At 33.3% G+C, this 25,606-nt stretch carries 24 protein-coding genes and 2 pseudogenes; 15 read left to right on the top strand and 11 right to left on the bottom strand.

All coding sequences use genetic code 11. The features are described from left to right. Positions 1-6: 6 nt before the first annotated feature. From atpC to B9Y84_RS14300, 9 genes and pseudogenes are all read left to right on the top strand, one after another. Positions 7-255 carry an ATP synthase F1 subunit epsilon gene (gene atpC, locus B9Y84_RS14340; RefSeq protein ID WP_085518082.1) on the top strand — a complete coding sequence of 83 codons (249 nt, stop codon included), beginning with the start codon at positions 7-9 and terminating at the stop codon, positions 253-255. A gap of 190 nt (positions 256-445) precedes the next feature. Beyond that, positions 446-2,275, top strand: coding sequence for an ABC transporter ATP-binding protein (locus B9Y84_RS14335; protein ID WP_085518081.1), 1,830 nt, complete (start codon positions 446-448; stop codon positions 2,273-2,275). Between the two features lie 129 nt (positions 2,276-2,404). Continuing rightward, the gene (locus B9Y84_RS14330; RefSeq protein WP_085518080.1) at positions 2,405-2,788 is read left to right on the top strand and encodes a hypothetical protein; all 384 of its coding nucleotides are present in this window, start codon (positions 2,405-2,407) and stop codon (positions 2,786-2,788) included. An 8-nt stretch (positions 2,789-2,796) separates the two neighbouring features. Continuing rightward, positions 2,797-3,378 carry a D-sedoheptulose 7-phosphate isomerase gene (lpcA, locus tag B9Y84_RS14325; RefSeq protein ID WP_085518079.1) on the top strand — a complete coding sequence of 194 codons (582 nt, stop codon included), beginning with the start codon at positions 2,797-2,799 and terminating at the stop codon, positions 3,376-3,378. Further along, positions 3,368-4,279: pseudogene (locus B9Y84_RS14320) on the top strand (YifB family Mg chelatase-like AAA ATPase); the annotation flags it as partial. The gene lpcA and the pseudogene B9Y84_RS14320, both read left to right, overlap by 11 nt. Positions 4,280-4,393: 114 nt before the next feature. Beyond that, complete coding sequence (locus B9Y84_RS14315) at positions 4,394-7,168, top strand: M23 family metallopeptidase (protein ID WP_085518078.1); 2,775 nt, start codon at positions 4,394-4,396, stop codon at positions 7,166-7,168. Positions 7,169-7,284: 116 nt separating this feature from the next. Further along, a complete protein-coding gene (locus B9Y84_RS14310) occupies positions 7,285-7,566 on the top strand; it encodes a hypothetical protein (protein WP_085518077.1) in 282 nt (93 codons plus the stop codon). A gap of 169 nt (positions 7,567-7,735) precedes the next feature. Next, positions 7,736-8,413: a DNA-processing protein DprA gene (locus tag B9Y84_RS14305; protein WP_085518076.1), complete on the top strand. Its 678-nt coding sequence runs from the start codon at positions 7,736-7,738 to the stop codon at positions 8,411-8,413. Then, complete coding sequence (locus B9Y84_RS14300; RefSeq protein ID WP_139828047.1) at positions 8,403-9,044, top strand: hypothetical protein; 642 nt, start codon at positions 8,403-8,405, stop codon at positions 9,042-9,044. Before B9Y84_RS14305 ends, B9Y84_RS14300 begins: the two co-directional genes overlap by 11 nt. A 108-nt stretch (positions 9,045-9,152) precedes the next feature. On the opposite strand, the gene B9Y84_RS14295 is transcribed toward B9Y84_RS14300, so the two are convergent. Genes B9Y84_RS14295 through B9Y84_RS14285 form a run of 3 tightly spaced genes read right to left on the bottom strand, consistent with a single transcriptional unit; the run spans position 9,153 to position 11,311 of the window. Continuing rightward, complete coding sequence (locus tag B9Y84_RS14295) at positions 9,153-9,506, bottom strand: ubiquitination-like system serine protease family protein (protein WP_139828046.1); 354 nt, start codon at positions 9,504-9,506, stop codon at positions 9,153-9,155. Then, positions 9,487-10,668: a ThiF family adenylyltransferase gene (locus B9Y84_RS14290; RefSeq protein ID WP_085518074.1), complete on the bottom strand. Its 1,182-nt coding sequence runs from the start codon at positions 10,666-10,668 to the stop codon at positions 9,487-9,489. The genes B9Y84_RS14295 and B9Y84_RS14290 overlap by 20 nt, the downstream gene beginning before the upstream one ends. Beyond that, entirely contained in the window at positions 10,643-11,311 is a 669-nt protein-coding gene (locus tag B9Y84_RS14285; protein WP_085518073.1) for a multiubiquitin domain-containing protein, read from the bottom strand. Before B9Y84_RS14285 ends, B9Y84_RS14290 begins: the two co-directional genes overlap by 26 nt. Before the next feature lie 367 nt (positions 11,312-11,678). On the opposite strand from B9Y84_RS14285, the gene B9Y84_RS14280 reads away from it, so the two are divergent. Together B9Y84_RS14280 and B9Y84_RS14275 are read left to right on the top strand one after the other, a co-directional pair. Beyond that, the gene (locus B9Y84_RS14280; protein ID WP_085518072.1) at positions 11,679-11,984 is read left to right on the top strand and encodes a helix-turn-helix transcriptional regulator; all 306 of its coding nucleotides are present in this window, start codon (positions 11,679-11,681) and stop codon (positions 11,982-11,984) included. A gap of 11 nt (positions 11,985-11,995) precedes the next feature. Then, positions 11,996-12,502, top strand: a complete 507-nt coding sequence (locus B9Y84_RS14275; protein ID WP_085518071.1) for an ImmA/IrrE family metallo-endopeptidase — start codon at positions 11,996-11,998, stop codon at positions 12,500-12,502. 38 nt (positions 12,503-12,540) lie between these two features. Here the strand turns inward: B9Y84_RS14275 and B9Y84_RS14270 are convergent, their stop codons facing one another. After that, positions 12,541-12,777: a hypothetical protein gene (locus B9Y84_RS14270; RefSeq protein WP_085518070.1), complete on the bottom strand. Its 237-nt coding sequence runs from the start codon at positions 12,775-12,777 to the stop codon at positions 12,541-12,543. A 46-nt stretch (positions 12,778-12,823) separates the two neighbouring features. Here B9Y84_RS14270 and B9Y84_RS14265 point away from each other — a divergent pair, with 46 nt between their 5' ends. Continuing rightward, positions 12,824-13,117 (top strand): helix-turn-helix transcriptional regulator, encoded by a 294-nt coding sequence (locus B9Y84_RS14265; protein WP_139828045.1) that lies wholly within the window; start codon positions 12,824-12,826, stop codon positions 13,115-13,117. 45 nt (positions 13,118-13,162) lie between these two features. On the opposite strand, the gene B9Y84_RS14260 is transcribed toward B9Y84_RS14265, so the two are convergent. Further along, a complete protein-coding gene (locus B9Y84_RS14260; RefSeq protein ID WP_085518068.1) occupies positions 13,163-13,396 on the bottom strand; it encodes a hypothetical protein in 234 nt (77 codons plus the stop codon). 371 nt (positions 13,397-13,767) lie between these two features. Here B9Y84_RS14260 and B9Y84_RS14255 point away from each other — a divergent pair, with 371 nt between their 5' ends. Beyond that, positions 13,768-15,351 carry a hypothetical protein gene (locus B9Y84_RS14255; RefSeq protein ID WP_139828044.1) on the top strand — a complete coding sequence of 528 codons (1,584 nt, stop codon included), beginning with the start codon at positions 13,768-13,770 and terminating at the stop codon, positions 15,349-15,351. Here the strand turns inward: B9Y84_RS14255 and B9Y84_RS14250 are convergent. Genes B9Y84_RS14250 through B9Y84_RS14235 form a run of 4 tightly spaced genes read right to left on the bottom strand, consistent with a single transcriptional unit; the run spans position 15,348 to position 19,712 of the window. Beyond that, the gene (locus B9Y84_RS14250; protein ID WP_085518066.1) at positions 15,348-16,373 is read right to left on the bottom strand and encodes a TniQ family protein; all 1,026 of its coding nucleotides are present in this window, start codon (positions 16,371-16,373) and stop codon (positions 15,348-15,350) included. The genes B9Y84_RS14255 and B9Y84_RS14250 overlap by 4 nt on opposite strands. Next, positions 16,324-17,217 carry a TniB family NTP-binding protein gene (locus tag B9Y84_RS14245; protein WP_085518065.1) on the bottom strand — a complete coding sequence of 298 codons (894 nt, stop codon included), beginning with the start codon at positions 17,215-17,217 and terminating at the stop codon, positions 16,324-16,326. The genes B9Y84_RS14250 and B9Y84_RS14245 overlap by 50 nt, the downstream gene beginning before the upstream one ends. Beyond that, a complete protein-coding gene (locus B9Y84_RS14240) occupies positions 17,204-19,048 on the bottom strand; it encodes a helix-turn-helix domain-containing protein (RefSeq protein WP_085518064.1) in 1,845 nt (614 codons plus the stop codon). Before B9Y84_RS14240 ends, B9Y84_RS14245 begins: the two co-directional genes overlap by 14 nt. A gap of 7 nt (positions 19,049-19,055) precedes the next feature. Then, a complete protein-coding gene (locus tag B9Y84_RS14235; RefSeq protein WP_085518063.1) occupies positions 19,056-19,712 on the bottom strand; it encodes a TnsA endonuclease N-terminal domain-containing protein in 657 nt (218 codons plus the stop codon). A gap of 108 nt (positions 19,713-19,820) precedes the next feature. Between B9Y84_RS14235 and B9Y84_RS14230 the strand changes: the two are divergent. Beyond that, positions 19,821-20,510 (top strand): annotated as a pseudogene (locus B9Y84_RS14230) (YifB family Mg chelatase-like AAA ATPase); the annotation flags it as partial. Beyond that, positions 20,498-21,106, top strand: a complete 609-nt coding sequence (locus B9Y84_RS14225) for a DUF6134 family protein (RefSeq protein WP_085518062.1) — start codon at positions 20,498-20,500, stop codon at positions 21,104-21,106. The pseudogene B9Y84_RS14230 and the gene B9Y84_RS14225, both read left to right, overlap by 13 nt. A gap of 228 nt (positions 21,107-21,334) precedes the next feature. Here the strand turns inward: B9Y84_RS14225 and B9Y84_RS14220 are convergent, their stop codons facing one another. Together B9Y84_RS14220 and B9Y84_RS14215 are read right to left on the bottom strand one after the other, a co-directional pair. Beyond that, positions 21,335-22,663, bottom strand: coding sequence for a RagB/SusD family nutrient uptake outer membrane protein (locus B9Y84_RS14220; protein ID WP_085518061.1), 1,329 nt, complete (start codon positions 22,661-22,663; stop codon positions 21,335-21,337). Between the two features lie 11 nt (positions 22,664-22,674). Next, on the bottom strand, positions 22,675-25,599 hold the full coding sequence (locus B9Y84_RS14215) for a SusC/RagA family TonB-linked outer membrane protein (RefSeq protein WP_085518060.1): 2,925 nt from the start codon (positions 25,597-25,599) through the stop codon (positions 22,675-22,677). Positions 25,600-25,606 lie beyond the last annotated feature (7 nt).

Genomic DNA, 25,606 nt, shown 5'->3' with positions numbered 1-25,606 from the left:
GAAATTATGCTTTTAGAAATCATTACACCGGAAAAAAATGTGTTTAAAGGAAATGTAGATTCTGCTACTTTTCCGGGGAGCAATGGTTCTTTTCAGGTTTTGAATAACCACGCACCACTAATTAGTTCATTAGACAAAGGAGACTTGAAATTTTCTGATGGCGGTAAAACCAAAACTATTGTGGTAGACGGTGGCGTAGTAGAGGTTTTAAATAATAACATTACTGTTCTAGCTGAAAAAGTGATTGAAGAGTAGTTTAGTTAAATATATATAAAAGAATGAGCCGGTTTACTGAAATGTAAATCGGCTTTTTTCGTTTTTATACAACAAGTGTTTCTGAGTTCTTAATACCAACAATATCTTGTAAATTGCCAACAAGTCTAAAAAAATAGTCTTATCCCTTAATGGATGAATCAAAACTGACTGAAAAACCAATTCAATATTCGTGAAAACATATTTTAGAGTACTTTCTTATGCAAGACCTTTAGGATGGTTAGCTCCACAATATCTGGTTTATGCTTTACTTCAAACTGTATTTAGTGTAATTACCCTAGGTATATTAGCGCCTGTACTGAATGTTTTGTTCAAGGTGAAAGAGGAACAAAATGAAATACCTGAAGTCTTACCTGATTTCAGCTTAAGCATACAGTATTTTAAAGAAGTATTTGATTTTTACTTCCTCTCCATCATGCAGGAAGATCAGTTTCTTGCACTTCAGTTTGTTTGCATCATTCTGATTGTCAGCATATTTTTCTCAAACCTATTTCGCTACTTACTGGCAGTGATTTCTGCTGTCGTAAAAGCAAACGTAATTTCTAATTTACGGAATGCGCTCTACAATAGGTTAATAAACATGCATATAGGCTTTTATACTGAAGAACGAAAAGGGAATATCATGTCTAAGGTGATGGCAGATGTACAGGAAGTCGAGAATACAGTAGTCAATAGTTTAAAAGTAATTATCAAGGAGCCTTTAATGCTAATTGGATACTTCATAGCTCTTTTTTTTATATCCGTTCAGCTTACTTTAATCACTTTAATCATACTTCCTGTCTCCGGTTTTATCATTTCTTATATTGCAATTTCATTAAAAAAGAAGGCCCGAAAAAGTCAGGAGACCATCGGGAGAATTTCAGATATCCTGGAGGAAACCTTAAGCGGTATGCGGATTATTAAAGCGTTCAATGCTATTAATTTCTCGAAGAATCGTTTCCAAAAAGAAGTAGATAATTATGCAGGTTTTAATATCAGCATGCAAAAAAGACAGGCCTTATCAGGGCCAACTTCTGAATTTCTAGGCGTATTTGTAGTGGTCGGAGTCTTACTAATTGGCGGAGCTATGATCTTGGAAGGCGAATCGGAGTTAGATGCAGGGAGCTTTATTACCTTCATTGCTATATATTCTCAATTACTAGTGCCTGCAAAAGCTTTATCTACCGCATTCAGTAATGTTCAAAGAGGTTTAGCCTCTGCTGAGAGGATTTTTGGAATCATTGACTTGGAGCCAGCCATAAAAGATAAACAATCCTCAAAAAGGTTAGATGAATTTAAAAGTGTGCTTAGTTTTAAGAATGTCTCATTCGCCTATGGGGAAGAGAAGGTATTAAAAAATATTAATATCAATATTCAAAAAGGAGAAACAATTGCTTTAGTGGGCCCATCGGGAGGAGGGAAATCAACTTTAGCAGATTTAATTCCTCGCTTCTATGACCCGATAGCTGGTGAAGTACAAATAGACGGTACTTGTATTAAAGACATCACAGTTGAGAGCCTGAGGGCCAAAATGGGGATAGTAAGCCAAGAATCTATATTATTTAATGACAGTATCTTTAATAACATAGCCTTTGGAAAGCCTGAGTGCACACTAGAAGAAGTAATGCAAGCAGCTAAAGTTGCTAATGCTCATGATTTTATTACTCAAATGGATGGGGCTTATGATGCAGTGATAGGAGAAAGAGGAACTAAGCTTTCTGGCGGACAAAGACAAAGAGTAAGCATTGCTAGAGCTATCTTAAAAAACCCAGATATTCTGATCTTGGACGAAGCCACCTCTGCTTTAGATTCTGAATCTGAAAAGCTGGTGCAAGATGCTTTAACCAAATTAATGAAGAATCGTACATCCATCGTGATCGCGCATAGGTTGAGTACCATTCAAGAAGCAGATAGAATTTATGTTATGCAAGAGGGAGAAATCATTGAAGAAGGCAAACACGAACGACTAATGGAAAATGGAGGGGTTTATAAAAAGCTGATTGAAATACAATCCGTTTCTTGAGCCATTTCATTTCTTGATTGAGCAGATCAAAATGATCGTAATTGCTACAGCAATGAAATTCTACCATAGGAGTTGTTAAATAATTTCTATATTTGTTTATATTCATAATCAAAACCACCGCATCATTTTATGAAGACTTTTAAAACTATTCTCTTTGTGGCGCTTCTAATCTTTCATATTGCCACTGTAGTCATTATATCAATAGGAAAGAATGATCTCAATTTCCTGTTTGATCTATTTAAGCAAATGGATTTAGTGCAGTACACCTCCATTGCTGGACTTGTGCTGTTTCTGGTGGTTATATTTTTATTCAAACAGGAAGAAAAAGCCAAGGCTAAGTTAGTGGAGAAACATGAGCAGGAGCTCAATCAGTTTAAGGCCAAGCTTTATGATAAAAAAGAGGCTGAAAGTACACCCGCTGCCTCTACAAAAACGGAACCTTCTAGTGAAAAGGAAGAAGACAATCAAAAAGATGACACAACCAAAACCGAAGATACAAATCCCCAATCTTAAAAAGCTCAATGATTAACCTTATTAAAAATGAATTGGATTCAGCACAAAAGACGCTGAATGACTTTTTGAACCAACCAGAGCAGTTAGCTAATATTGAAGCTGCCGTAGAATTAATGGTGAACTCCTTCTCAGCGGAGGGAAAAGTAATGAGCTGTGGAAATGGCGGTTCTCATTGTGATGCCATGCATTTCGCTGAAGAATTAAGTGGAAAATATAGAGAAGAAAGACCAGCTATAGCTGCTATGGCATTATCTGAAGTTAGTCATATTACTTGTGTCGGAAATGATTACGGGTTTAATTTTATTTTCAGTAGAGCTGTAGAAGCATTAGGGAGAAAAGGGGATGTGCTTTTAGCCATTAGCACAAGCGGAAATTCGGAGAATATCCTTGAAGCCTGCAAAGCAGCAAAAGCGAAAGGAATCAAAATTATTAGTTTAACAGGAAAAGATGGAGGCAAATTGTCTCAAGTCTCTGATGTAGATATTCGTGTTCCTCACACTGGATATGCTGACAGAATTCAAGAAATTCACATCAAAATTATTCATATTTTTATTTTACTGATAGAAAAAAGATTAGGGTATGTTAGCTAAGTCTTATGGAAGTTCAGTTTATGGAGTAGATGCAAATGTTATCACAATTGAGGTGAATGTAAGCCAAGGCACTAGGTTTCATATGGTGGGATTGCCAGATAATGCCATCAAGGAAAGTGAGCACCGTATTGATGCTGCCATCAAATACAGTGGCTACAAAATGCCACGGCAGAAAGTAGTCATCAATTTAGCTCCGGCTGATGTAAAAAAGGAAGGGTCTGCCTATGATTTACCAATTGCTCTTGGAATTTTAAGTGGTTCAGAACAAATCTTCACTCAAGAATTAGGGCACTATATGATTATGGGAGAATTAGCCTTAGATGGTACGCTCCGTCCTATAAAAGGCGTTTTACCAATAGCCATTGAAGCTAGAAAGCAAGGCTTTAAAGGGTTTATTCTACCGCAAGAAAATGCAGCCGAAGCCGCAATTGTCAATAATCTTGATGTTATTCCTGTATCAAATTTAAATGATGCCATAGGCGTTCTGGAAGGAAGATCGGAAATCAAGCCTATGGAGATGGATACCCGGGATATTTTCTTTACAAATCTCAATGATTATGAGGCAGATTTTGCTGATGTACAAGGACAAGAAAACATTAAAAGAGCACTTGAAATTGCAGCGGCAGGTGGACATAATGTAATCATGGTAGGTCCTCCTGGAGCAGGAAAAACTATGTTAGCAAAACGATTTCCATCAATTTTGCCTCCTTTGAGCTTGACTGAAGCATTAGAAACAACAAAAATACATTCTGTTGCCGGAAGGTTAGGAGCTCATGCTTCTTTGATTGCGACCAGACCCTACAGGGCACCTCATCACACAATTTCTGATGTGGCGCTTGTCGGGGGAGGTGTGATTTACAGAAGGGGTTGCGAACCTACAGAAGTAAATGCGAATAATAATACCTTTAGAAGAAACGGATAAAGACCATGATTCTAAAAAGGAATTCATTTATATAAAAAATATAATGATAATTTGCTCTAAGAATTGTATATTAAATTGATAAATATCAATTTAATGACAGAAGATATTATTCCTACTTCTTTAAAAATTTTTACAACTATACTCTTTTTAAGTTTTTCAATACTTGATCCTAGTTACTGTTTCGCCCAAGAAAAAAAGATAAAAATAAATTATAGTTATTCTGATAGAGAGCTTGATCAAGACTTTAAATATCGAGATAAGTGGTATATTTCTACAGCTATCATTCGAAGCGATCCAAATATAATTAAGTCTACAACTATTAAAGCTGATAGTACTATTTTCCAATTTGGAACACCGTTTAACGAAATCGACTTTTATAATGAGCCTAGATTTACGGAGGAAATAATTAAATCAGGAGAGTACTTTTTTGAACCGATTACATTAGTAAATCAAATCGGCCTTTACGATTATCTTTTAGAGAGAAAATATTTTTTAGGGGTGAAATCATTAGGATTTGGACCTGATGGACAAGTGATATATTATTTAGCTAGTTTGGATTACAAAAATATTTTAAACATTGATTTCGCTTTTGGAATATTGAGCTTTGATTCAACTAAAACCTTAATAACCGAACCTAATAAAAAGCCTAGTTGGACAAAATATTCAACCCTCGATTCCGAATTTGCTAATGAAATATTTATCAATTCTGATGATTATACAACTTTTGAAGAATCAATAAATGAAATTGAATACAAAGCTATTTTAAGTAAAATAAAAGAAATATTTCTTAAACCACATTATATTAATTCGGAAAGAATAAATGTAATCTCAACTATTAATAAACGTGTTAACGATTCTGGTTTTGGAATATTTACTTTGAGCCCTGGTAGAATAATATTTCCTCAAACATCTATTTTCAGATATGTATACGGATTAAATTATAGGACAACCACACTCAATTCCTATGTTGAACAGTCCGAAATCAAATCAGTTCATGAAACAACTTTTTTAAAAAACTATGAAATAAGAAATCCATTTAATGAAATTATTAAACTTCAAAAAGACTATCCAACCTATTCAATTGGAGTAAAAAAAAACAAAAATAGTATTTATATGAGCCTGCTCTCAAATGAAGGGTTTAAGGTCTATGGGTATAAGGGACTAATCAAAGAAGGTAAGATAAATGGGGATGCTATTCTATATCTGAATTACAAACCATCAATTAGTTTTGATAATAAAAAAGATCTTTTAATTGAATCTAATGCCTGGATAGCAGGAATGTTTGATAATAATAAAATAAATGGAGCTTTTGAGTTAAAAATAGGACATGATACTTATAAAGGAATTTCCATCAATGGAGTTAAACATGGAAAACATATAATATCTCGCAATAACCAAGTAAAATATATTGCCTATTACGAGAATGGAATTCTAAAGGACAGTGTCAAGAACTATATTTATGATGAAATATTACCCTTGAGAGAATTTGATGTTTCACCTAGTAAGGTGGAAATAATTTCACTTAATGAAAATTTTAGACCCAATACTTTATTTGATAATTATAACAAAATAAGGGGAGTGAGAAACAAACCAAAGGGAACAATAGAATACATTATAAACGTAGGGGGGGAACACCAGTACTCGATAAGTGGTTCGGATATTTTTTTCATAGATAAAGCTAAGAATGAGATCATTTGTTATTATCCTGACAGCCCAATAAAGAAAATTAAGAGTGGATATAAAAAGTTCAATAATGAGTATCATTTTTATGGTGATACATATTTATATGATACATATGGAGTTGCAAAAGTAATCAATAGAGACATTTCAAATTTATGTGCATGGGATGACATTGAATATTATATTTTTCATGATGGTAAAAAGGGAGAAATAATAAAAGTTAAGGATAATCCTTATTGTACTTCTTTCACCGTAAAATACCCTGTAGAGCATACATCCTATAAGTTTCCTAAAGATATTTTTAGAGTGGATAAATTATATAATAGGTTCAGTGAAGATATAGGTAAAGTATTTGAGAAAATTGAAGAAGAAATTTGTAATCTATCAGGTGCTGATAATTGCACCTTTAATTTTTATGTTGGAGGAAGATTTGAAGAAGGCTCCGGTTGGTCCTATGTTGATAAACAGGGGAATGAAATAATTAGGCCTAATTACGAATACGAAAATTATTATTTAACTGCTTCTGATATTAATGAATACTTTAATTATGAGTTTAAATTGAATGATATTAACTTTTTTCTATCATTGATAGAAGAAAAAGATAAACATGATCAAGAACTGAATGAAAATAAACATGATAATTCAATTGTTAATAATATAGATAAATCTTCAATATTTAATGTGAATTTTGGAACGACTAACAAATATATTGGTGGATTTGCCAATTTTGGATCCCCTACTTTATCTGGCATAGTCCGGAACGACTATGACGGTCACGGAATGTTTCTTTCTGATAGGTTAGATAAAAAGCATTCAGGCACTGATTTCTTAGCAACACCAGGTGAACCTATTTTTTCCACAATGACAGGGAAGGTAATTGATATAGGAATTGTCAAAAATGGATATGATAATCAGAAGATAATCTCTATTCAGAACGAATTCGGCTATATTTCAAGGCACTTTTATGTCTTTCCAGAAGTGAAACAGGGAGATTTTGTATACTATGGTCAGAAAATAGGAACTATGACAAACATGGTAAAAGAATTATATCCTCATTTAAGATATATGCAAAATCATATTCACATCGAGTATATTAGTCCTGATTGTAAAATCATTTCTCCGAACGGTCTAATAAATATTAAACTCCAAAAACCTAGAAATCCCGCAATTTGCAATATTTCTGATTAATAAAGAATAATTTAATTCTCTTTATTATAAACATACAAACTTACAATTTTCTAATCTTAAGAACTAATAACACTTGTTAGCGTTAATTATATACTAAATATAAAATTATATTAATTATGGGCTATTTTTTTCAAAACGGATTTGGACATCAAAATTCAATGACATTAAGTTATACATGTATTAATTGCGGAAATAATATAACTTCTAATGAAATTGAAATCCCTTCTCCAAATATGTCAAGTAGTAAAGAAAGTGATGCCATCAATTTTGAGGATGTAATTGTTTGCGATAAATGTGATATGGAGTACAATTGGAATTTTACAGTGAGTCCTATGAATGTAAGTGGTAGTAATGAGGATATCAGCGAAGACGAGGAAGTATCAGTTGAATATTCTTAATCTAGGAATTTTTTAATTGGCAACACTAATTTTTCTTATTTTTTTGTTACATAATGAATTCAGCTTAATTCATTTTTAAAAAAGTTTTTCCTTTCGCTTATTTATATGTATTTTAATTACTGGTATTTTTGTCAATCATTGTCTTTCGACAAATATGATTTATTACTGTATGAGAAAAATAAACTTAGAAGAATTAAAGGGTGAATTAACTGAAATTGAGGCAAAAAATGCACCTAAAGAGCTATTTATAGATGGGGATGAAAGTCTATTAATTGAAGGAAGAAGAGTCTCTGTTGTTGGTTCTAGAAATGTTTCTCCAGAAGGTCTTGCCCGAACTAAATCATTAGTTAAAATGCTAGTGGAACTAGACTTTATTATTGTTAGTGGATTAGCAAAAGGTGTTGATACAATGGCACATAAAACAGCAATTGAATACAAAGGGAAAACAATTGCTGTTGTAGGTTCTCCTCTAGACAAAGTTTACCCTGCTGAGAATAAGGAACTTCTTGATGAGATAAAAAGGAATCATTTAGCAATTAGCCAATTTAGACCAGGAATACCTATTCAAGGTAAAAATTTTCCTCAGAGGAATAAGACTATGGCACTTATAAGCGATGCAACAATTATTGTTGAGGCATCAGAGAAAAGCGGGACTAAACATCAAGGATGGGAAGCATTAAGGCTAGGTAGATCATTATTTATTTTAGAGAACATTACTAATGATCCAAAGGTAACTTGGACCACTGAGATGATAAGTTATGGTGCTGAAATTTTAAATAGGTATAATTTTAATACACACTTAGAAAATGTACAAGCTCTCACCAGAAGGAAGGAATTTGCCTTTTAGATTTGGCTCCCTTTTAAATTATTCTGCTAAAGGGTCAACCAAGAAAGCAAAAACTAGTGTTACAATTAAAGATTCCATAAAAAATGGAGAGAGAAATAATATTAAAAAAATAATAGACGTATTAACGGAAGATAAATACCTTACTTACTTTAAAGATTTCTTAAATGAAGATACATTATTAATTCCTGTTCCAAGTAGCAGAAAATATAGAGCAAATTCCTTATGGAATACTCAGATTTTGTGTGATAGTTTAGTAAAAGCTAATCTAGGTCATTCAGTAGCTCCCCTAGTAAAAAGGCAGACTTCAGTTTCTAGAAGCTCTCATTTTGCTAATTCTAAGGATAGAGTTTTTCCAAAAGCTCATATTAAAAGTATGACCGTATCAGGTATTATTCCAAGAGGAGTTACTAACATTACAATTGTTGATGATATATTAACTCTAGGTAGAACTAGTTACTCTACTGCAAAACTTTTGTTGGATTTCTTCACAACTGAAGAATTAAATATACGAGTATTCTGTTTTATGAGAAATCAAGGATTAGAATCAAACAAAGAATTAACAAGAATTGTACAGCCTCGAATAGGGACAATTTCATACAATCCGCATACAGACAAAACAACAGTTAGATAAATTGATGACTTTATTGCATAAATTCTTCTTTAAAAAATAACCGTTGGCAATTTATACCAACGGCTATTCAAAAACCTTAGAAAAGCAAAGCCAACTAAGAGAAAGTTATTATACCTTTAATGAGGTAAAAAACGAGAAAAAATCCCACCATTTCCTAGTGTTGCTCTTTTTCGAATTCTTAAATAAAGGTTCCTCTGGCGGACACCAAACCACCTTATTATTGATAATCCAATAATGTGACCGACAATCAAAATCCCAATTTCCAATCGAAGGCTTTAAGGTAATAGATACACCATCAAAAATCAGATACCAATCTTCTTTACTTAAAGGTGTCACAACCTCTTCCTTACATCCACAGGCACAAAGATGACTAACTGTTGCATATTCTGTAGAAACATATAGTACTGATTCTTCTAAGTCCTCTGGAATAAGTGAAACGAATTTATGTTGATACCTCATCATTATGTAGCATAGAATCGTTAATTGAATAAACACTATGATGTTCTAATAATAAATCTTGAAAAAATAAAGAAAACTTTTTCCACTTAATTACTGCTTTCGCAGCATTAAGCATATTTAATTCACAAATCTGGATATTATCATTATAATCATTATTATCAACTTGGGTTAGAGGCAATCTATCTTTTGTATGGTCATGATACTCTCTGGTTACTAATGTTGTCCGAACCATACCTATCAATTGATTATTTACCTTTAAAACACCCATACCAACATCAATAAAAGGAATGCCTTTGTCAATAAGGTAGGTTGAAATTAATTTTCTACTGTCAGCATCATCAACACAGACAAATACAAAAGAGTATCTATCAAGCTTATTAATGTTATCCTCACTAATAAATTCTGGGTAAGGTTGAATAACTTTAGAAATATTAGAATAAGTTTTATACAGGATGTTTACTTTCTTCTCGAACATGTTCAAGTCATCAATCGAATAAGCACCTGGGCTTCTAAAAGCATTGTGCACCTTCATTTGATCTCCATCAAAAATTCCAATACTATTTACTCTAGTTTTAGAAACAGCATCCAGAACATATGAACCGGTACCACCTAAACCTATTATTGCAATGTTTTGATTGGTGAACTTATCATTTAACTCCTCTATGTTTGCTCTACTAGAATTAGTATCAGGATACATAAAATGTTGATCCTCGGAACCATCGTCTATCATAACCTTAAATGTTCTAGCAGTAACTTTAGGATCGATTGATTGCGCTTGAGCTTCTATTAAACGAACGTAAGCAACTACCTTCTCATATTGATTAAGATACCCTTGCGGACCAGGTTTACTTGACAACGTATGATTGACTTCAATCCCATCAAAAACTTGTTTTTGTGAACCAATAACTATCTTATTTAGGATAGAACCCTTCCCATCACATGGCGCTTCTCCTGAAAAGTATGCTACGTGTGTATTAGGTTTTCCAATCTTTAAGTTAGAAATAAGGTCTAACTTTGAAATCATCATTCCATATAAGATCATACCGCTAGGACTTACATAAGGAATATGGTGAACACATAAGTGTCCACCTTTTATGGTTATTTCATAACCATCATTCCGTAATTGTTTTAAATCTGGATTATGATTTATCTGTAGGAGTGACATTAAATATCATTTTATTTTTAACAAAAACTTTATCCCCTGAAATCATAGAACCAGAAATATTTTCTTTTGGTCCTCTTGAGTAAGTAACTGAATATGACCTTTTGCCATCATCAATACATTCCCCAAAACGAAGCTCAATAACCTCCTTAAAGGAAATCTCAGCTTTTGTCCACTCTCTCTCCTTGCCAGAGATAATTAAAATATAATTCCTATTACTTAGAACAAAATTTTCTATCCCAGGCCTAGCTAAATCTATCTTGGTATTATTTTCAACCAATTCATCCTCAAAACCACCTTTTATCTTTAAGAATATGTCCTGATCATCAGTTAATCTACCAACTTGCCTTAATTGCAATCCAGTTATATACTGACTATTCCAATCGTACTGATCATTTCCTATTTTAAATTTTAAAGGATTCTTAACATAAAAGAACTCTATTCCTTCACGTGCTAAATCAACTTTTAAATCATTCTCAATAAGTTCATCATCCCAAGGATCCTTTAAAGATAGATAAATCGGTTTATTTGTATTTATACCAGCTAAATCCTTAATTTCTTGACCAGTAATAAATTGTTGGTCCCAATCAAACCACTCTCCTTCGACTACTAAGCGTAATCTTATTTGCTTTTTTTCTAAAGCCATAATTTTTATTTTTAAAATCAATATTTATTAAATAGTACATTTGATTTGGATGTACTCAACCAATTATGAATTTGATTTTTTCAATAAAAAGACGGCTCTATATTTTAAAGTTTAAAGGCAGAATGCTTGCCAAGATGAGATTTTTCATTATATTTGAATCGCAAAATAACAAATAAATGAGTCAAAAATGGCTGTCTTAGGCCCTTTGACATCAAATCAAGGCCAGAGAAATCTGGCTTTTTTATTTACATACATGTAAAGATAGAAAATTTATCTATATGTTTGCAAATGTTACTAAAAATATTTTATAATTTATTTATATGATAAGTATTGCCAACATACTTTTTTTTATTATATTTGTAATCTAATGACAACATCATTCGATCAGGTATACATTGAGTTCGGCAACAATCTTAGAAGATTTAGAAATTCTAAGAAACTAAGTCAGGAAGACTTTGGTTCTAAGCTAGATCTCAGTAGAGTCTCAATAACAAATATTGAAAAGGGTAGACAAAAGCCTACCATCCATTTAATATTTAATATTTTATTAACTTTTAACGCCAAAATGGAAGACATTTTCCCATTTGACTTGTTAGAACAAATAAAAGCGGAAAAAAGAATTAAAGCTAACAAACCTCATGTAGCTAAATTCTTGGAAGAATTGAATTCATAATTTTATTGACCATGATTAATTTTGATAAGATTGATATAGAGTCTGCTAAGCTCTTAAAGCTTACTAAACAGGAAAAACCATCTATCGATGTGACTGAAATTGCAAACAGACTCGGAATTAATATAATAAGAAAATCCCTTGGCAATGACTTATCTGGAGTTTTAGTATTAAAAGGTGATAATCACAGTGTAATTGGTATTGACATTGCCCAAGGTCCTCAAAGGGAAAGATTTACGATTGCTCATGAGTTGGGACATTACATTTTACATAGAAAATTAAAATCAACCTTCATTGATGAAAAGATAACATTCACAAGAGGTAATGCAAAAGGTATTCACGAGGTAGAAGCGAATGCTTTTGCAGCTTCTTTATTGATGCCAAAATTTCTTTTGGAAAAGAACATACTTAGCTTTGAATCAAAAGAGATTGGTGAGGAACAAATTGAAGAATTAGCTAAAGAATATAAAGTTAGTAATATTGCTATGACTTATAGACTAACCAATCTTCGATTAATTTAACTTAAGAGCTTTCAAATAGTAATTGCATAAGACTTTATTTATAGGCCGTTCTTGCGAAATTTTATTAGCATATCATCTATTATATCATTTTCATATTCATTTTTCCAGTCTGTTAGAACATTATATATTAATGTTGAAATTCCGATATCATAATTAGAAGATGCTTTCTTAAAAAATGAATGTAAGGACTCTGGTACATTTAAAGTCCTATTTCTTTCTTTGTTTTCTGGCCCTAATTGGCTTTCCAAATAATGGCTTAGTGGTTTCTTACTCATCGCTCAAATTTAAATTCATCGGAATATAAATAATTTATTTTACATCTTGCCCTTTAGGCTATGGTTGGTTTTTCTTCAAGGAATTAGCTTGCTAGAGCTAATGGAGGATAAGGAAATAATTACAGCTTATGGTAAATTACTAAAAGAATATAGGGAGAGACTTAACTTATCCCAAGAGGCACTAGCAGACTTGATAGATTCTCACCCCACTCATATTTCTAGATTGGAAAATGGACATAAACAACCAACTTTAGTTACAATTTTTAAGTTAGCAGCAGCTTTAGACTTAAAACCAGAAGGTTATATAAAGGCGATAAGTGAAAGTCTTAGAAAAGAGTGAATATTATATTTATTTAAGCTAAGTTAAGGGGCATCAATGGTTTTTTTATTTTTTAAACTTAAGCTCTCCATCCTCCAGTGAAAGAGAATAGCCGGCCTCCTTCATAGAATCCCTTACATATTTAGTTGCCAAATGCCTTATTTGATCTATATCATTTTCCCAGCTAGCCATAGCATTGGAGACAACGACCTTCCATTCAATATCACTTAAAACTAAGCTATACTTTTCTTCGAATTGCTCTTTCGAGATTGAGAGGCCTCTAAACTTTAAAATATCCATTTTTTTCAAATTCTTTTATTCTCAAATATGATATAAGTTGTTGCGAAATCAAATTTTATATACTTTAATGTTTTATTATATAAATTAGTAAACAAATTAAGATTGAATGGCCCTGATCATTCACATCCCCAATTTTAATGATCTATCAAGAAATCCGCAATCTTAAAGGCTTATGGTATATATCCTCATTAGCAGGAATCACCAAACCAAATAATCAAAAGGTACTTATTTACTTAAGAAAATTAAAAGACGAGTATGATTTTAATAATGCTCCATTTTATAAGTCAAACCTTTTTAATTCTCAAAATATAGTGGGATATGATGCTGTAATTCAATTTCCAATCCAAGAATTATTGAGACTTCATATTGGAATGATATTTAATAATGGTGTTGCTGTTGAAAGGACAATGCAATATAAAGATCACACTTATAAATTTAAATTTCATGGAAATTATAATAGATCAATCAGACTACGAGATATCATTGAGGCTAATTCATGGCCATTTATAGATTTTCTGGAAAGCAAAAATGGTGATTCTGAAAACACAAAACTTTTTAGAAGTCAATTATACGATACTAAATTCATTTATGTAAAGGAAGATAACTTCGATTATATTAAAAAGGATGAAACTGATAAGTTTAAACCTAGTTTTTTATTGATTCCACCTTTATCATTATTGAAAGCCCTGTTTTTTTCAACACCAAGGATGGTAGAATACCAATTTAACCCTTCCTTTTCATTTAATCCCGATATAGTATTTGATTATCAAGAAGAAATCTTTGATAATGGCCAAAAGGAAGTTTCATTAATTACAATAGAGAATTATAAGCCATATGATTTTCACGTAATTGCAAATATACTCTCAAATCCTAATGTAGAAACAATGTTCAAGCATTGTCAAAATAGGCTAAGAGATGAATACTTTAAGACTAATAAAGAATTTTATCCAATATCTGCATATATACCTGCAAACGTGAAGTCATTTGCCTTATACGGGAAAAAAGTACAGATAAATGATACTTGGGGATTATTAGCTTACGATTTAAGTCAACTCTCTATTAAGTTTTCCTATGATTTCTTAAATTTTGCTTCACTAATAAGTGGTGAACAAGGAGCTAATAAGGATGATGAGAATCTAGAAAAACGTAAGAATTATAAAAGGAATCCAGATGAGCCTGGTAACAATAAGAATCCAACTTCAGATCATGATGATAGTTTCCCCTTTGAAGAGCTTTCATTCAATGATTCAATCTTAGGCATCCCTTCAGGCGAGAGAATGTCAAAAGAGAAACAAAAGTATAAGGTTGAGACTTTGATAAAAGAAGAAAAAAAGAAGGATATTACAACAACAAGCAAAGAAGGATCAAATCCAGACGGACCTGCAGCAGCAAACGTAGATAATGAGAATAAAGATGACAATATAGAAAGAGAAATTATTAATAACTTAAAGCTATTCTTTGAATCAATGCAGCTACTCGAAAATGATTTCAAAATTTCAAATAGAGTTGTTCATCAAGAAGCTGACGAAGTACTTAACAGAGAATATTATAAAATATTAAATACTATTCCATTATATGGTTTAGATAAAAAGGCTAAACACTTTGCGTGCTTTACTAAAGTAAACAGAAATAATTGGTCTGGAAGAAGGGGAGTTATCATAATTGAAGCTGAAAGTAATGGGAAGATATTTTATATATTAGAAATAGAACCTAGAATTAGAGAAAAGTCAGCAGAACATTTTACCACATTAGTCTTTTCAAAAAACTCTGAATTTATTGACGATAACCAATTATTGAGTTTAATTAAAATAGTGCCTACTATAGAGGGTAAGTGGCGAAAGAATAAAGCAACCTTGGACAACCTTCAATTCAACTATATTATATGTAAACATTCTAAAAATAGATATAAAAGGATAAAAAAAGCCGGATTAGAATTGTTGAGCAAAACCACTTAATCAAAAACCTTCATAAACCAACTAGGTGGATTATGCATATCCTTTATCCAATGACTCCTATAATTTCCAATCTGCTTGTTAACAAAGAGAAAATTTAGTGGCCAATTAGATAATAACCAGATCGCCTGATTTAGTCTTAATTCTCTTATTTCAGTTGTTTGAAAGTCAAAGGAATTCTTAATCCCTCCCTCTCTTGGTTCATATGCCACATTAAATTTCTTGTCCATAAATTTCTGCACAGGAACACATCTAAAGTATCGGCTAGAAAGCACTGCAAGGAATTGATGTAAGACCTCAAAAAACCCTATTTTACTATAGGCAGAATTACTAGTAATTTTGGTGACCTCTAAAAATAATGAAGATTGTAACTCTAAAGTTCTTGGATTGACATCCTCTCCACTAAAGTTCCTTAAATCTATTCCGCAATTAAAGCAATTATAAATACTACTTTTCTCTAAAATATTCTTGTACCCAACATCTTGTCTGAAGAAAACAAACGGAGAATTACATTTAGGACATTTGTTTAGTAAGTATTTAAGGCAATTACCACAGAAGGTTAATAATGAAAGCCTCCAATATACTCTTACATATGGTGTATCATCCTTATTTAGACAAGTAGGACAAAACTGCATCCCATATTTAAAACGTTTTCGATGGTAAATACCGTAAGGCATAATCCACTTGGAATTACCGTAAAAATTAAGCTTTGGGAATAATTTTCCTTCATAATATTTTAAGGTGGTCGCTAAGCCCTTTTGATAATCAATATTATTTCTTTTTGATAAAAAGTGAATGATCTCATCCGGTACAAGTCGATCAATATCCCTATTCCATATATTGTAATTGCCAAAAAGAACTTTGAAAAAGGTTTGAACCTTTAAATCATGACTGTGGGCCATACGATACACCCAACATGTGAACAACTCATTTTCCTTTGGTTTGGTAAAGCAAGGCAATAAATCAAAGAAATCACTATGAGTTAATATAGGCTGAATTATGTCTTCTGGACGAGGGAGGCGCAAATTTAATTAATTTAATAACTTCATTATTTATACATTCTATGTCATTTTCTATTGCGTATGTTGCAGCCTTTTTTATAATAGAAGACACCTCTCCAATAATACCCTCACTCAAATTAAAAATCTTTTTATTTAAGGTACTATCTTTAACTAAGTGTGATGATTTTCTAAGAGGTAGTAAAGTTTCATAGCTTGCAAGTAATCTCAAAAAATCTGAATCATATGACCATCTTGGCAACACTTGTTGGTCAAATCTATTAATAAGTTGAGGATCTGTACTAATAGCATTAAATGCTTCATGAATCCCAGCTCCAATAATCGATATCCTCAATTCGTTTGACATATACTTTATCACATTCAAAAATGAGACTCTCTTACTTATAGTTCCTCCTAAAATGTGTTGTATTTCGTCTATTATTAGAACCTTAACATCCAATTGCTTCAATACTTTGATTACTTGTTGATGACGTTTATCAAGTTTATCATTAAGCCTATAAGGAGTAAAAGTAGCATCCAATATAGAATTATAAAATCGCTTTTCATCAGGAGCTGGTGGAGCTTGTATATAGAGTACTGGCGCTGTTAATCTTTCTTCATCCTCATCAAGAAATGGTTTATTTTCATTTATAAATTTTTTGAGTAAAACCGTTTTACCATTATTAGTTTCTCCAACCAATAACATACTAGGCATTCTATTTATTCTTGGATGTCGTAGCAAGAAATTAAGCTTATTGAGTATTTCATGAGCTCTAGGATAGCCTATCCATAGATCATTTAGAATAAAGCTTATTCTTTCTTGCTTACTTTTATTAAGTAGTGGTATTAGGTCCCTTTTAATATGATCCATAATCTATGTCGTCAAAAGGTTTAATATCAAGCTCATCAATTGTATCAAGATTCTCACTTTGAATCTTCTTTATTGATTCATGGACATTTGTTCTACCTTCTTTTGTTCTTCTTTTCTTATGTTTAGTTTTAATCTTTGACTCTTCTTTTAGATTGTTAAGTCTTTCATATGCATCAAAAATTTTATCCTCATCAATTGATTTTGCTCCTTGGTCTTTCAAATGTTTAATTGCATCCCTAAACTCCCAAATATTTACTGATGGCCTAGTGATATCTCTACAAGGAATCGAATAATAATTCCTGGTTTCAGGATCTAGAAAATAAATAATTGAAATATCTCTCGGGTCTCTACAAAATATAAACTTTCTTTTTTGTGAAGGTATTTTAGGATCGTTAGAATTCACCCAACGTCTCAAAATATCATGATAATAATATATCTGATCAATTTTAACTCCATACCTTTGAACAGTTCTTTCAAAGAATGGCATAAAATCTTTCTTTAATTTATCCTCATCAGAGACCTTTGCTGGTAATCCATATCCTCCAAATGAGCCACTTCCAAGTAGCCCTTCTGTATATTTAAACATAGGAGAAACTTTCAACCCACTGTGAACTTTTTTATGGTAAATATCCACTATATACATACTCAGATATTTTTCTAATTCAATAAGCGATAAAGTTGCTTTGTCTTCAGAATTATAGTTTTCTCTATATTCTTTCTTCGAAAAGGTTGTACCAGGTAGCGTATGAAGAACACCATTCAGAGACCCAATAAGCCTCTCTATATGGCCTCCCCAATGTGGAGTGCCTATTGGTCTCCATTGAATATTAATTTTATACTCCTCACAAGCTCTTTTTAAAACTCTTCCCTTAAATTCCTTGGCATTATCTGCATGGACAGTATTCATTATGCCCCAACAAGGCCATTCGCCTTCAATCCCTAAATTAAGCAGATACTTTTCTTTTGGTAGAATAGAATGTGAGAGACATAAACCAACACTCATTGAACTGGGAGGATCATAAGAAACATAAAACCCGGTTATCATTCTACTATATACATCTATAGCTACAGTTATCCATGGTCGTCCTATTGGCCGTCTTGTCTCATTATCAACTAATATAATATCTAACAGTGTATGGTCAATTTGAACAATTGATAATGGATAGGTAGCTTTATTATATAAACCTCTAATTGGTTCAAATTTTTCTTGAGCATTTTTCTTACCATCGCGATTCTTAGTTCTAATCTCTAGAGAAATTGCTTTTACTCGCTTTCTGAAAGTATTGATATGAGGAGCTTCTAAATTCTCATTTCTACATGCCAGCTGTAATTCAATATAAGCTTGACTAATGTTAATCCTTTGACTTCTTAAATACTGGTTCTCAATAATATCTTGAATAAGGGGTTCAAGCTTTTCTGATATTCTCCCTTTTCCCCTTCCTCCATCCTTCTGATAAGGAACTAAGGAAGAAATTAATCCTGATGACTCATATCTTTCTAACCATCTATAAATTGTCGAAGGGTGAATGCCGTGTTCTTCTGAAGATTCATTGATTTGTGACGCCCTGTTTGTTAGTTGCAAGAATGGTTCAATTATTTCAAACCTCCTTCTAGCCATTTCCCATTCTTCCTCAGAGTATGCTGCTGTAGGACTCGTATCAATATCTCCCTCGATAATCGGACTCTTAATTTCATTTATAGGAATTCTTATTTTTTTTAAATCAGAGGTTCTTTCTCCAATAATTGAATCTAAGTCTGAAATTCTTTTAACTAAATAGTTTTCATTGTTGAAGCATATCAAAGAATTTACTTCAATACTAATACTTGCCATAAGCAGTTTAAGGTTTATTAATACTAATTTCAGTTACAATCGAGATTGGCTCATTTAAGTCTGCATAAAGAAAATCATTTGCTAGCAGGTGCCAAATTATGAAAATAGAGTGGGCCCTTTCATAAAGACCACCACCAATGCCTCTAACCACTTCCTCAGCCGTTGTATATCCTAATCTTTCAATTTGATCGACAACCATACCTTTGAGTACCTCATCAACTGGTTGATATTTATAACCATTTAATATCTTTACATTATTAAGATAATTATTCCTGATAGTTTTTTCGGTTACAATCTCAAAGTTCATATTCAAACTACTTACAACTTCCCTTACTTCTTGAAACCTGTTTTCATAATAATCTTTTTTCTTTTCGAGCTCATATGTATATTTTATCTCTACATACTTATCAACAAAACCATTCTCTATTTTAGCTTTCTTGGAATATTTAACTAAGAAATCTGGGAAATATTTTGAAGAACTTAACAGTAGTTTTGTGGGCTGTTCAAGAAAAGATTCTACATCAGAATCAAACTCTAGTAGCTCAGCATAGTCTGCTTCTAAGGACGACTCAAAGCTAATTTGTCGTAGATTTTTTTGACTATAGAAAAGTCCAGTTAATGAAACATGGCTTTTTTTTACTTCACGTGCTTTTTTTACTTGCATCTTCTTTGGTTAAAATAAGATTTGTTCGCACATACTTTTATGAAGTTTTGCAGCTTGTAAAGTAAAAATGCGAACTTACCTTCTGCAAGTTCGCATTTTCTTTTGTAAATTACAGGAGGCGGCATTCCGCAGCCAGGCGAAATTTCACTAGCGAATAATGGAGTATTATTTTTGGACGAGCTTCCTGAGTTTAAAAGAACTGTTTTGGAAGTAATGCGTCAACCTTTGGAAGAAAGAAGAGTAACTATTTCAAGAGCAAAAGTCTCTGTAGAATTTCCAGCCAACTTCATGCTATTGGCTAGCATGAATCCTTGTCCGTGTGGATATTACAACCATCCTGAAAAAGAATGTGTTTGTCCGCCAGGTTCAGTAAAACGATATTTGAATAAAGTAAGTGGACCTCTTTTGGATAGAATTGATCTGCACGTTGAAGTCACACCGGTTTCTTTTGATCAGATGACAGCAGACCGGAAGGCAGAAAGTAGTGATACCATCCGTAAAAGGGTCATTGCAGCAAAACAAATACAAGAAAAGCGCTTTGAAGGATTAGAAGATGTGCATTCTAACGCTCTGATGCCCTCTCAAATGGTTAAAGAGGTATGTGTAATAAACTCTGCAGGAAAGGCGTTGTTAAAGAATGCTATGGAAAAACTGGGACTTTCAGCAAGAGCTTATGACCGAATCATGAAAGTATCTCGTACTATCGCAGATCTAGCAGGTAGCGAAGATATTAAAATTGAGCATTTGGCAGAAGCCATCCAATATAGAAGTTTAGATAGGGAAGAATGGGCAGGTTAAAAACATTGATTACAATCATTTTAGTGAACTTAAGCTTTTCAGGCGTCTCTCAAGAATTGGTGTATGATGTTTCGATTGAAGGTAAAGCTGTAGGCAATATGCTAGCGACCAAAAAAGTATTAGATAGTGGTAAAGTCTATTATTCAGCTGTGATGGACTTAGAATACAAACTATTTAGACCCACTCAATTGATCCAATTGCAAGAAGCCGTTTATCAGAATGATACTTTACGACAGGCCTATTTTGTAGATAAAAGAAATGGAGAAACGATTGAAGAAGCGAAAATCGAACAATTACTAGGTAAAAAATATTACCGGACGATTATAGATACTAGTAAAAATTGGTATGAAAAACCTATAGTAAAAAGTACTGTTAAACTTTATTTTGATCAGCCCCACAAGCGAGATTCCGTCTTTTCAGAAAGTGTTCATCAATATTTTAAGATTGCAAAGTTGCCGGAAGAAAACCGTTATATGATGGTTAATTCCGAAAATGAAAAAACGATTTGGGAATACGATGAAAATGGAACTTGTATCCAGCGCAATTTTAATATTGGGGCTGTAAATTATCAAGTAAAATTAAGGAAGAGAGAATAATAAGGCCCAAGTCGTTCTGTCATTAAACTCTTTCTCGTTATAGTTTTGCTTCCCCTTATATCAGGCAGACTTTTAACAAAACTGAACATCATTCCCCAATTTATCGATTGGCACGAAAGCATTTGTGATTACAAGCTATTTATATAACAATTAGTTTTTTAAAATAAAAAAATCTCCATTTTTCATGATTAGAAAAATGGAGATTTTTAATTTTGAGATTTTAATCCACTAATCGAGTTCGGTTAGTGGAACAGGAAATTGAGAAAAAACTTGATCTCCTTCTCTATCAATTGGAAGGTTGTCTGCATTTAATCTGCCATATCTTCTTAAGTCGACCATCGTATGGCCTTCACACCATAGAGAATACTGTCTCTGCTCTAGTAACTCATCTGTTACCGCTGCTGTAGTTTCTACACCGCTATAAGGGTCAAGACCAGCAGAATTTCTGATAATGTCCAAGTCGGCAATTGCTCCAGCAATATCCCCACTTTGCAATTTGGCTTCAGCAGAAATCAAGACTAGCTCTTCATTTCGGATAATATCTACAGGAGAAGTAGGGCTAGGATATAATGCCGTTTCGTAATCTCCATTTAAATCATCTTGAGATGCTGCATTTTCTCTTTTAGCCATTTTTCTGATTACCCTTAAATCTAAAGTATCCTCTCCCTGGGTAAGTCTGTCATGAACAACGATCATGTCTCCATTATTACCAGGGATTTTAAACAATCCATTCAAGAGATCACCAGAAGCCGTAGAAAAACTATGCTTCGGACCTACAGTCAAATCGCCATTTAGATCAAAAAATGAATCTTCTAAAAAACCAGGAACAGCTGCCCATTCTTCTCTGTAGATGGCTACTCGTGCAGCTAAAGCTCTGTTGAACTGGGCGAAAGTCTCAGGAGTATTAAACCCATCAAATCCAGATGAAAGACTAAATGGAAATTCAGCACCCGCATTTCCTAACTGAGTGTTAGCTGTATTTAATAAATCTGCAATATGAGTTAAAGCGGCATCTTTACTTACAAAAGGCCCTAAGTTGTCTGGATCCGCAACATCAATTCTGATACCATTTTCATCCAGCATGTTTAAGACACGTAACTCTTGCAAGGCAATCACTGTGTTAGCAAAACCTCTGTACCCATTTGCCTCTTGATCTGACACAAATTCAGTATTGTCTAACGCATTTAACAAAATATTTGCATTTTTTACGTTTGTGTAGCTTCCATTATAAGGACCATTCAAGTAAAATACGTTATTATCTAATTGACCGCCATTTTTACCTAAAAGCTCTTCAGTATTTCTAGGATCTGCATTAAATAAATACAACTCCCGTGCAATTGTACCTGTTGAGGTTACATAAAGTGTGTAACCATTACGCATTCCAGACTCCATTCCAACCACTATATTATTCAGCTCGTTGACAGTGGCGTCTTGATTGTACTGTTGCAAATTAGGATTATTAGGATCTATTTGATCTTCAAATTCACATGAATAGAAGAACAGCATAGAAAACGCCAAAAGTCCTGATGCAATCGATTTTATATTAATATTTTTCATGATTTTTTGGTTTAAAATTCTAGGGCTAGGTGAACATAAACTTGCTTAGTAGATGGAAATGGGTTAACATCCAATCCCGTAGACAACCCAGCACCACCCTTAGCAGAAACTTCAGGGTCATATCCTGTATAAGGAGTTATAGTCCATAAATTTCTCCCAGATGCACCAATTTTAATTTTATTAACTGCTCCGTTGAATACACTTACCGCTGATTCAGGTAGTCTATAGTATAATGCAATTTCTCTTAATCTCATATAAGATGCATCTTCAATAAATCGGTCAGTATTAGGATTAGAAGTTCTTTCTATACCTGAAGGATCATCCAAATCACCTGTAAGACCTGCTAAATCTGTTAAATATGTAGTAAGGTTCAAGTTACTTCCACCCTGCTTTACATGAATTAAGAAGCTAAAATCAAAATTCTTGAATATGGTAAAGTTATTGAGGAATGAAGTCTGAAAATCAGGTTCTGCATCTCCCACAGTTACCACTTCTCCGTCAATCGTTCCTTTCAATTGTGTAACAGGCTGGCCTTCTTCAATAAAGGCAGTTCCAAGACCTAAACCGAATCCCGATCCCGCAGGTGCAAATGGAGGAACATCAAGTCTCGTCACATTTGACCTATTAAACCAGAAATTAGTAGTGGAAGTCCAAACAAAATTTTCATTCTGTACTGGGCTTGCATTCAATGCTAACTCCAATCCTTGATTTTGCAAATCAGCTAAGTTAGTAACCTCTAATCCAAATCCTGAAGAAGGCTGTAAGGCCCTTTGCAGGATCAAGTCACTTATATTTCGATTATAGTAAGTAGCCGTAAAAGATAGTTTGTTTTCTAATAATGTAACATCTATACCCGTTTCAAACTCAGAGGCCGTCTCTGGAATTAAATTTTCACTTCCCCTCAGACCACCAACAGAAACTCCTGGCGAACCTCCTATATTAACAGCTTGGAAACTTGTATATAATGAACCAAAAGTAGCACTAGAACCTGTTTCACCATAAGCAGCTCTTAATTTAAACTGATTAAATAAATCTAGATTCCAGAAATCAAAATTAGCTAGGTTTAACGCTATCGATGCCTTAGGAAAATAGTAAAATTGGTTCTGCTCAGCATTCAATGTTGATTTATCTGCTCTTATGCCTAATGTACCAATAATTTTGTCTTCATAATTCACTTCTTGCTGTGCAAAGAAACCGAACTCTCTCACATTCTGTAATGTTTGATCGAATTCTTGTGTCCCAGATTGGCCTAAAGTCGTTTGACCAGGAATCAACTGTGTTGCTTGATTATACACCAAATCTCTGTCAAAAGTGATGTAAGTATATCCCACTTGTGAGGTCAATTGAACCGAACCACCGCTGAGATAATTATCCCAAACTAAAAAACCTTGATTATTCGTGTTGAAAATACTGTTTTTACCAACTCCTATAAATCCATTCTGTAATCCTCTTTGTGCTTGATGATACTCTGGCACATAGACATAAGTCTCAAGGTTATAAGTATCAAAACCACCATTCCATTTAAATTTCAAGAATGATTGATCAGTTTCATATAAACTAATATCAATACTTGCACCTTGAATGTATCGATTAATTACTTCGTCATTTAGAGCTTGGTCCCGTACCAATAGCATATTACCAGCGGCATTTGGGTTGTCTGGGTAGTTGCCAAACTCATCAGGATACAAATTTGCCCATGGTCTTGTGAATGCCATGTTGTAACCAACACTCAAACCTCCTTCATTTTCATTTCCAGTAAAACCCCTTTGTGTAGTGGAGTTCACAAAATTACTTGAAGTAGTAAATTTAATTCGGTCAGTCAATTGATGATCAATGTTTGCTCGAACACTTGCTCTAGTATAGCCTGTGTTTTTTATAATTCCTTCTTCATCTCTTAGAGAAGCACCCACATAAAATTTAGTTTTTTCGCTTCCACCTGTGGCACTAATTTTAGTATCCGTTATTAAGCCTGTTTCACCATAAATCTCTTCCTCATAATCAACCAACCCTCTACCATTTAAGGCGGCATTATAACGTGCTACTTCGTCAGGACCAAAAGTTTCACCTACTAAGGCAGGAGTCCAGTTTCTTTGTCCTATTCCTACTTTTCTTTGGATAGTACTGAATCCAACATCTTGGGTAAGGTTGACTCTAGTTTCACCTCTTTTACCTCTTTTTGTAGTGATGATAACCACACCCGCATTAGCACGAGCACCATAAATTGCAGCAGCAGAAGGTCCTTTTAATACTTCAATATTTTCTATATCGCTAGGAGCTAAATCAGCTATCCTATTGGATGCATTTTCTTCATTTCCTGAATTTGCACCCGAAGCATTTCTTAAACCACTTGGAATCTCTGCATTACTTACATAAACACCATCTATTATAAATAATGGTTGATTATTCCCTGTAATGGAGGTAACCCCTCTCAACCTCATCGCAATACCACCGCCTGGTGCACCTGAACTTGAGGTTATGTTCACTCCAGTCACCTTTCCATACAAAGCGTTATCCATTGTAGGTTGGTTGGTCATTCCTGTCAGTTCCTCAGCAGAAACGGTAGCAACTGCATTACCCAAGTTTGATCTTTTAACGCTTGAAGCAAGACCAGAAACTACGACTTCATTCAATTTAGTAATGTCTTCTTCGAGGCTAATATTTAAATCTCCTGTTTGATCAGGATTAACAGCCACTTCTTTTTGGGCAAAACCAATAAAAGAAACTACCAAAATTTCCGGTTCAGATATTTCCAATTTGAATCGACCGTCTAAATCTGTGGTGGCACCAGAAGTTGATCCTTTTTTTACAACTGTAGCTCCAATTAACGGTAACCCATCACTGGCACTTACTACTGTTCCTTCTATCACCCGGTCTTGGGCGTACGAATACGTCCCCATCAGGAATAGAATAATCATTAATAGATACTGTTTTTTCATAAATTTG

The organism is Marivirga sericea (assembly GCF_900177665.1).
Classification (GTDB): domain Bacteria; phylum Bacteroidota; class Bacteroidia; order Cytophagales; family Cyclobacteriaceae; genus Marivirga; species Marivirga sericea.
The sequence above is the reverse complement of the archived record's forward strand: the minus strand, read 5'-3'. Positions and strand labels throughout refer to the sequence as shown.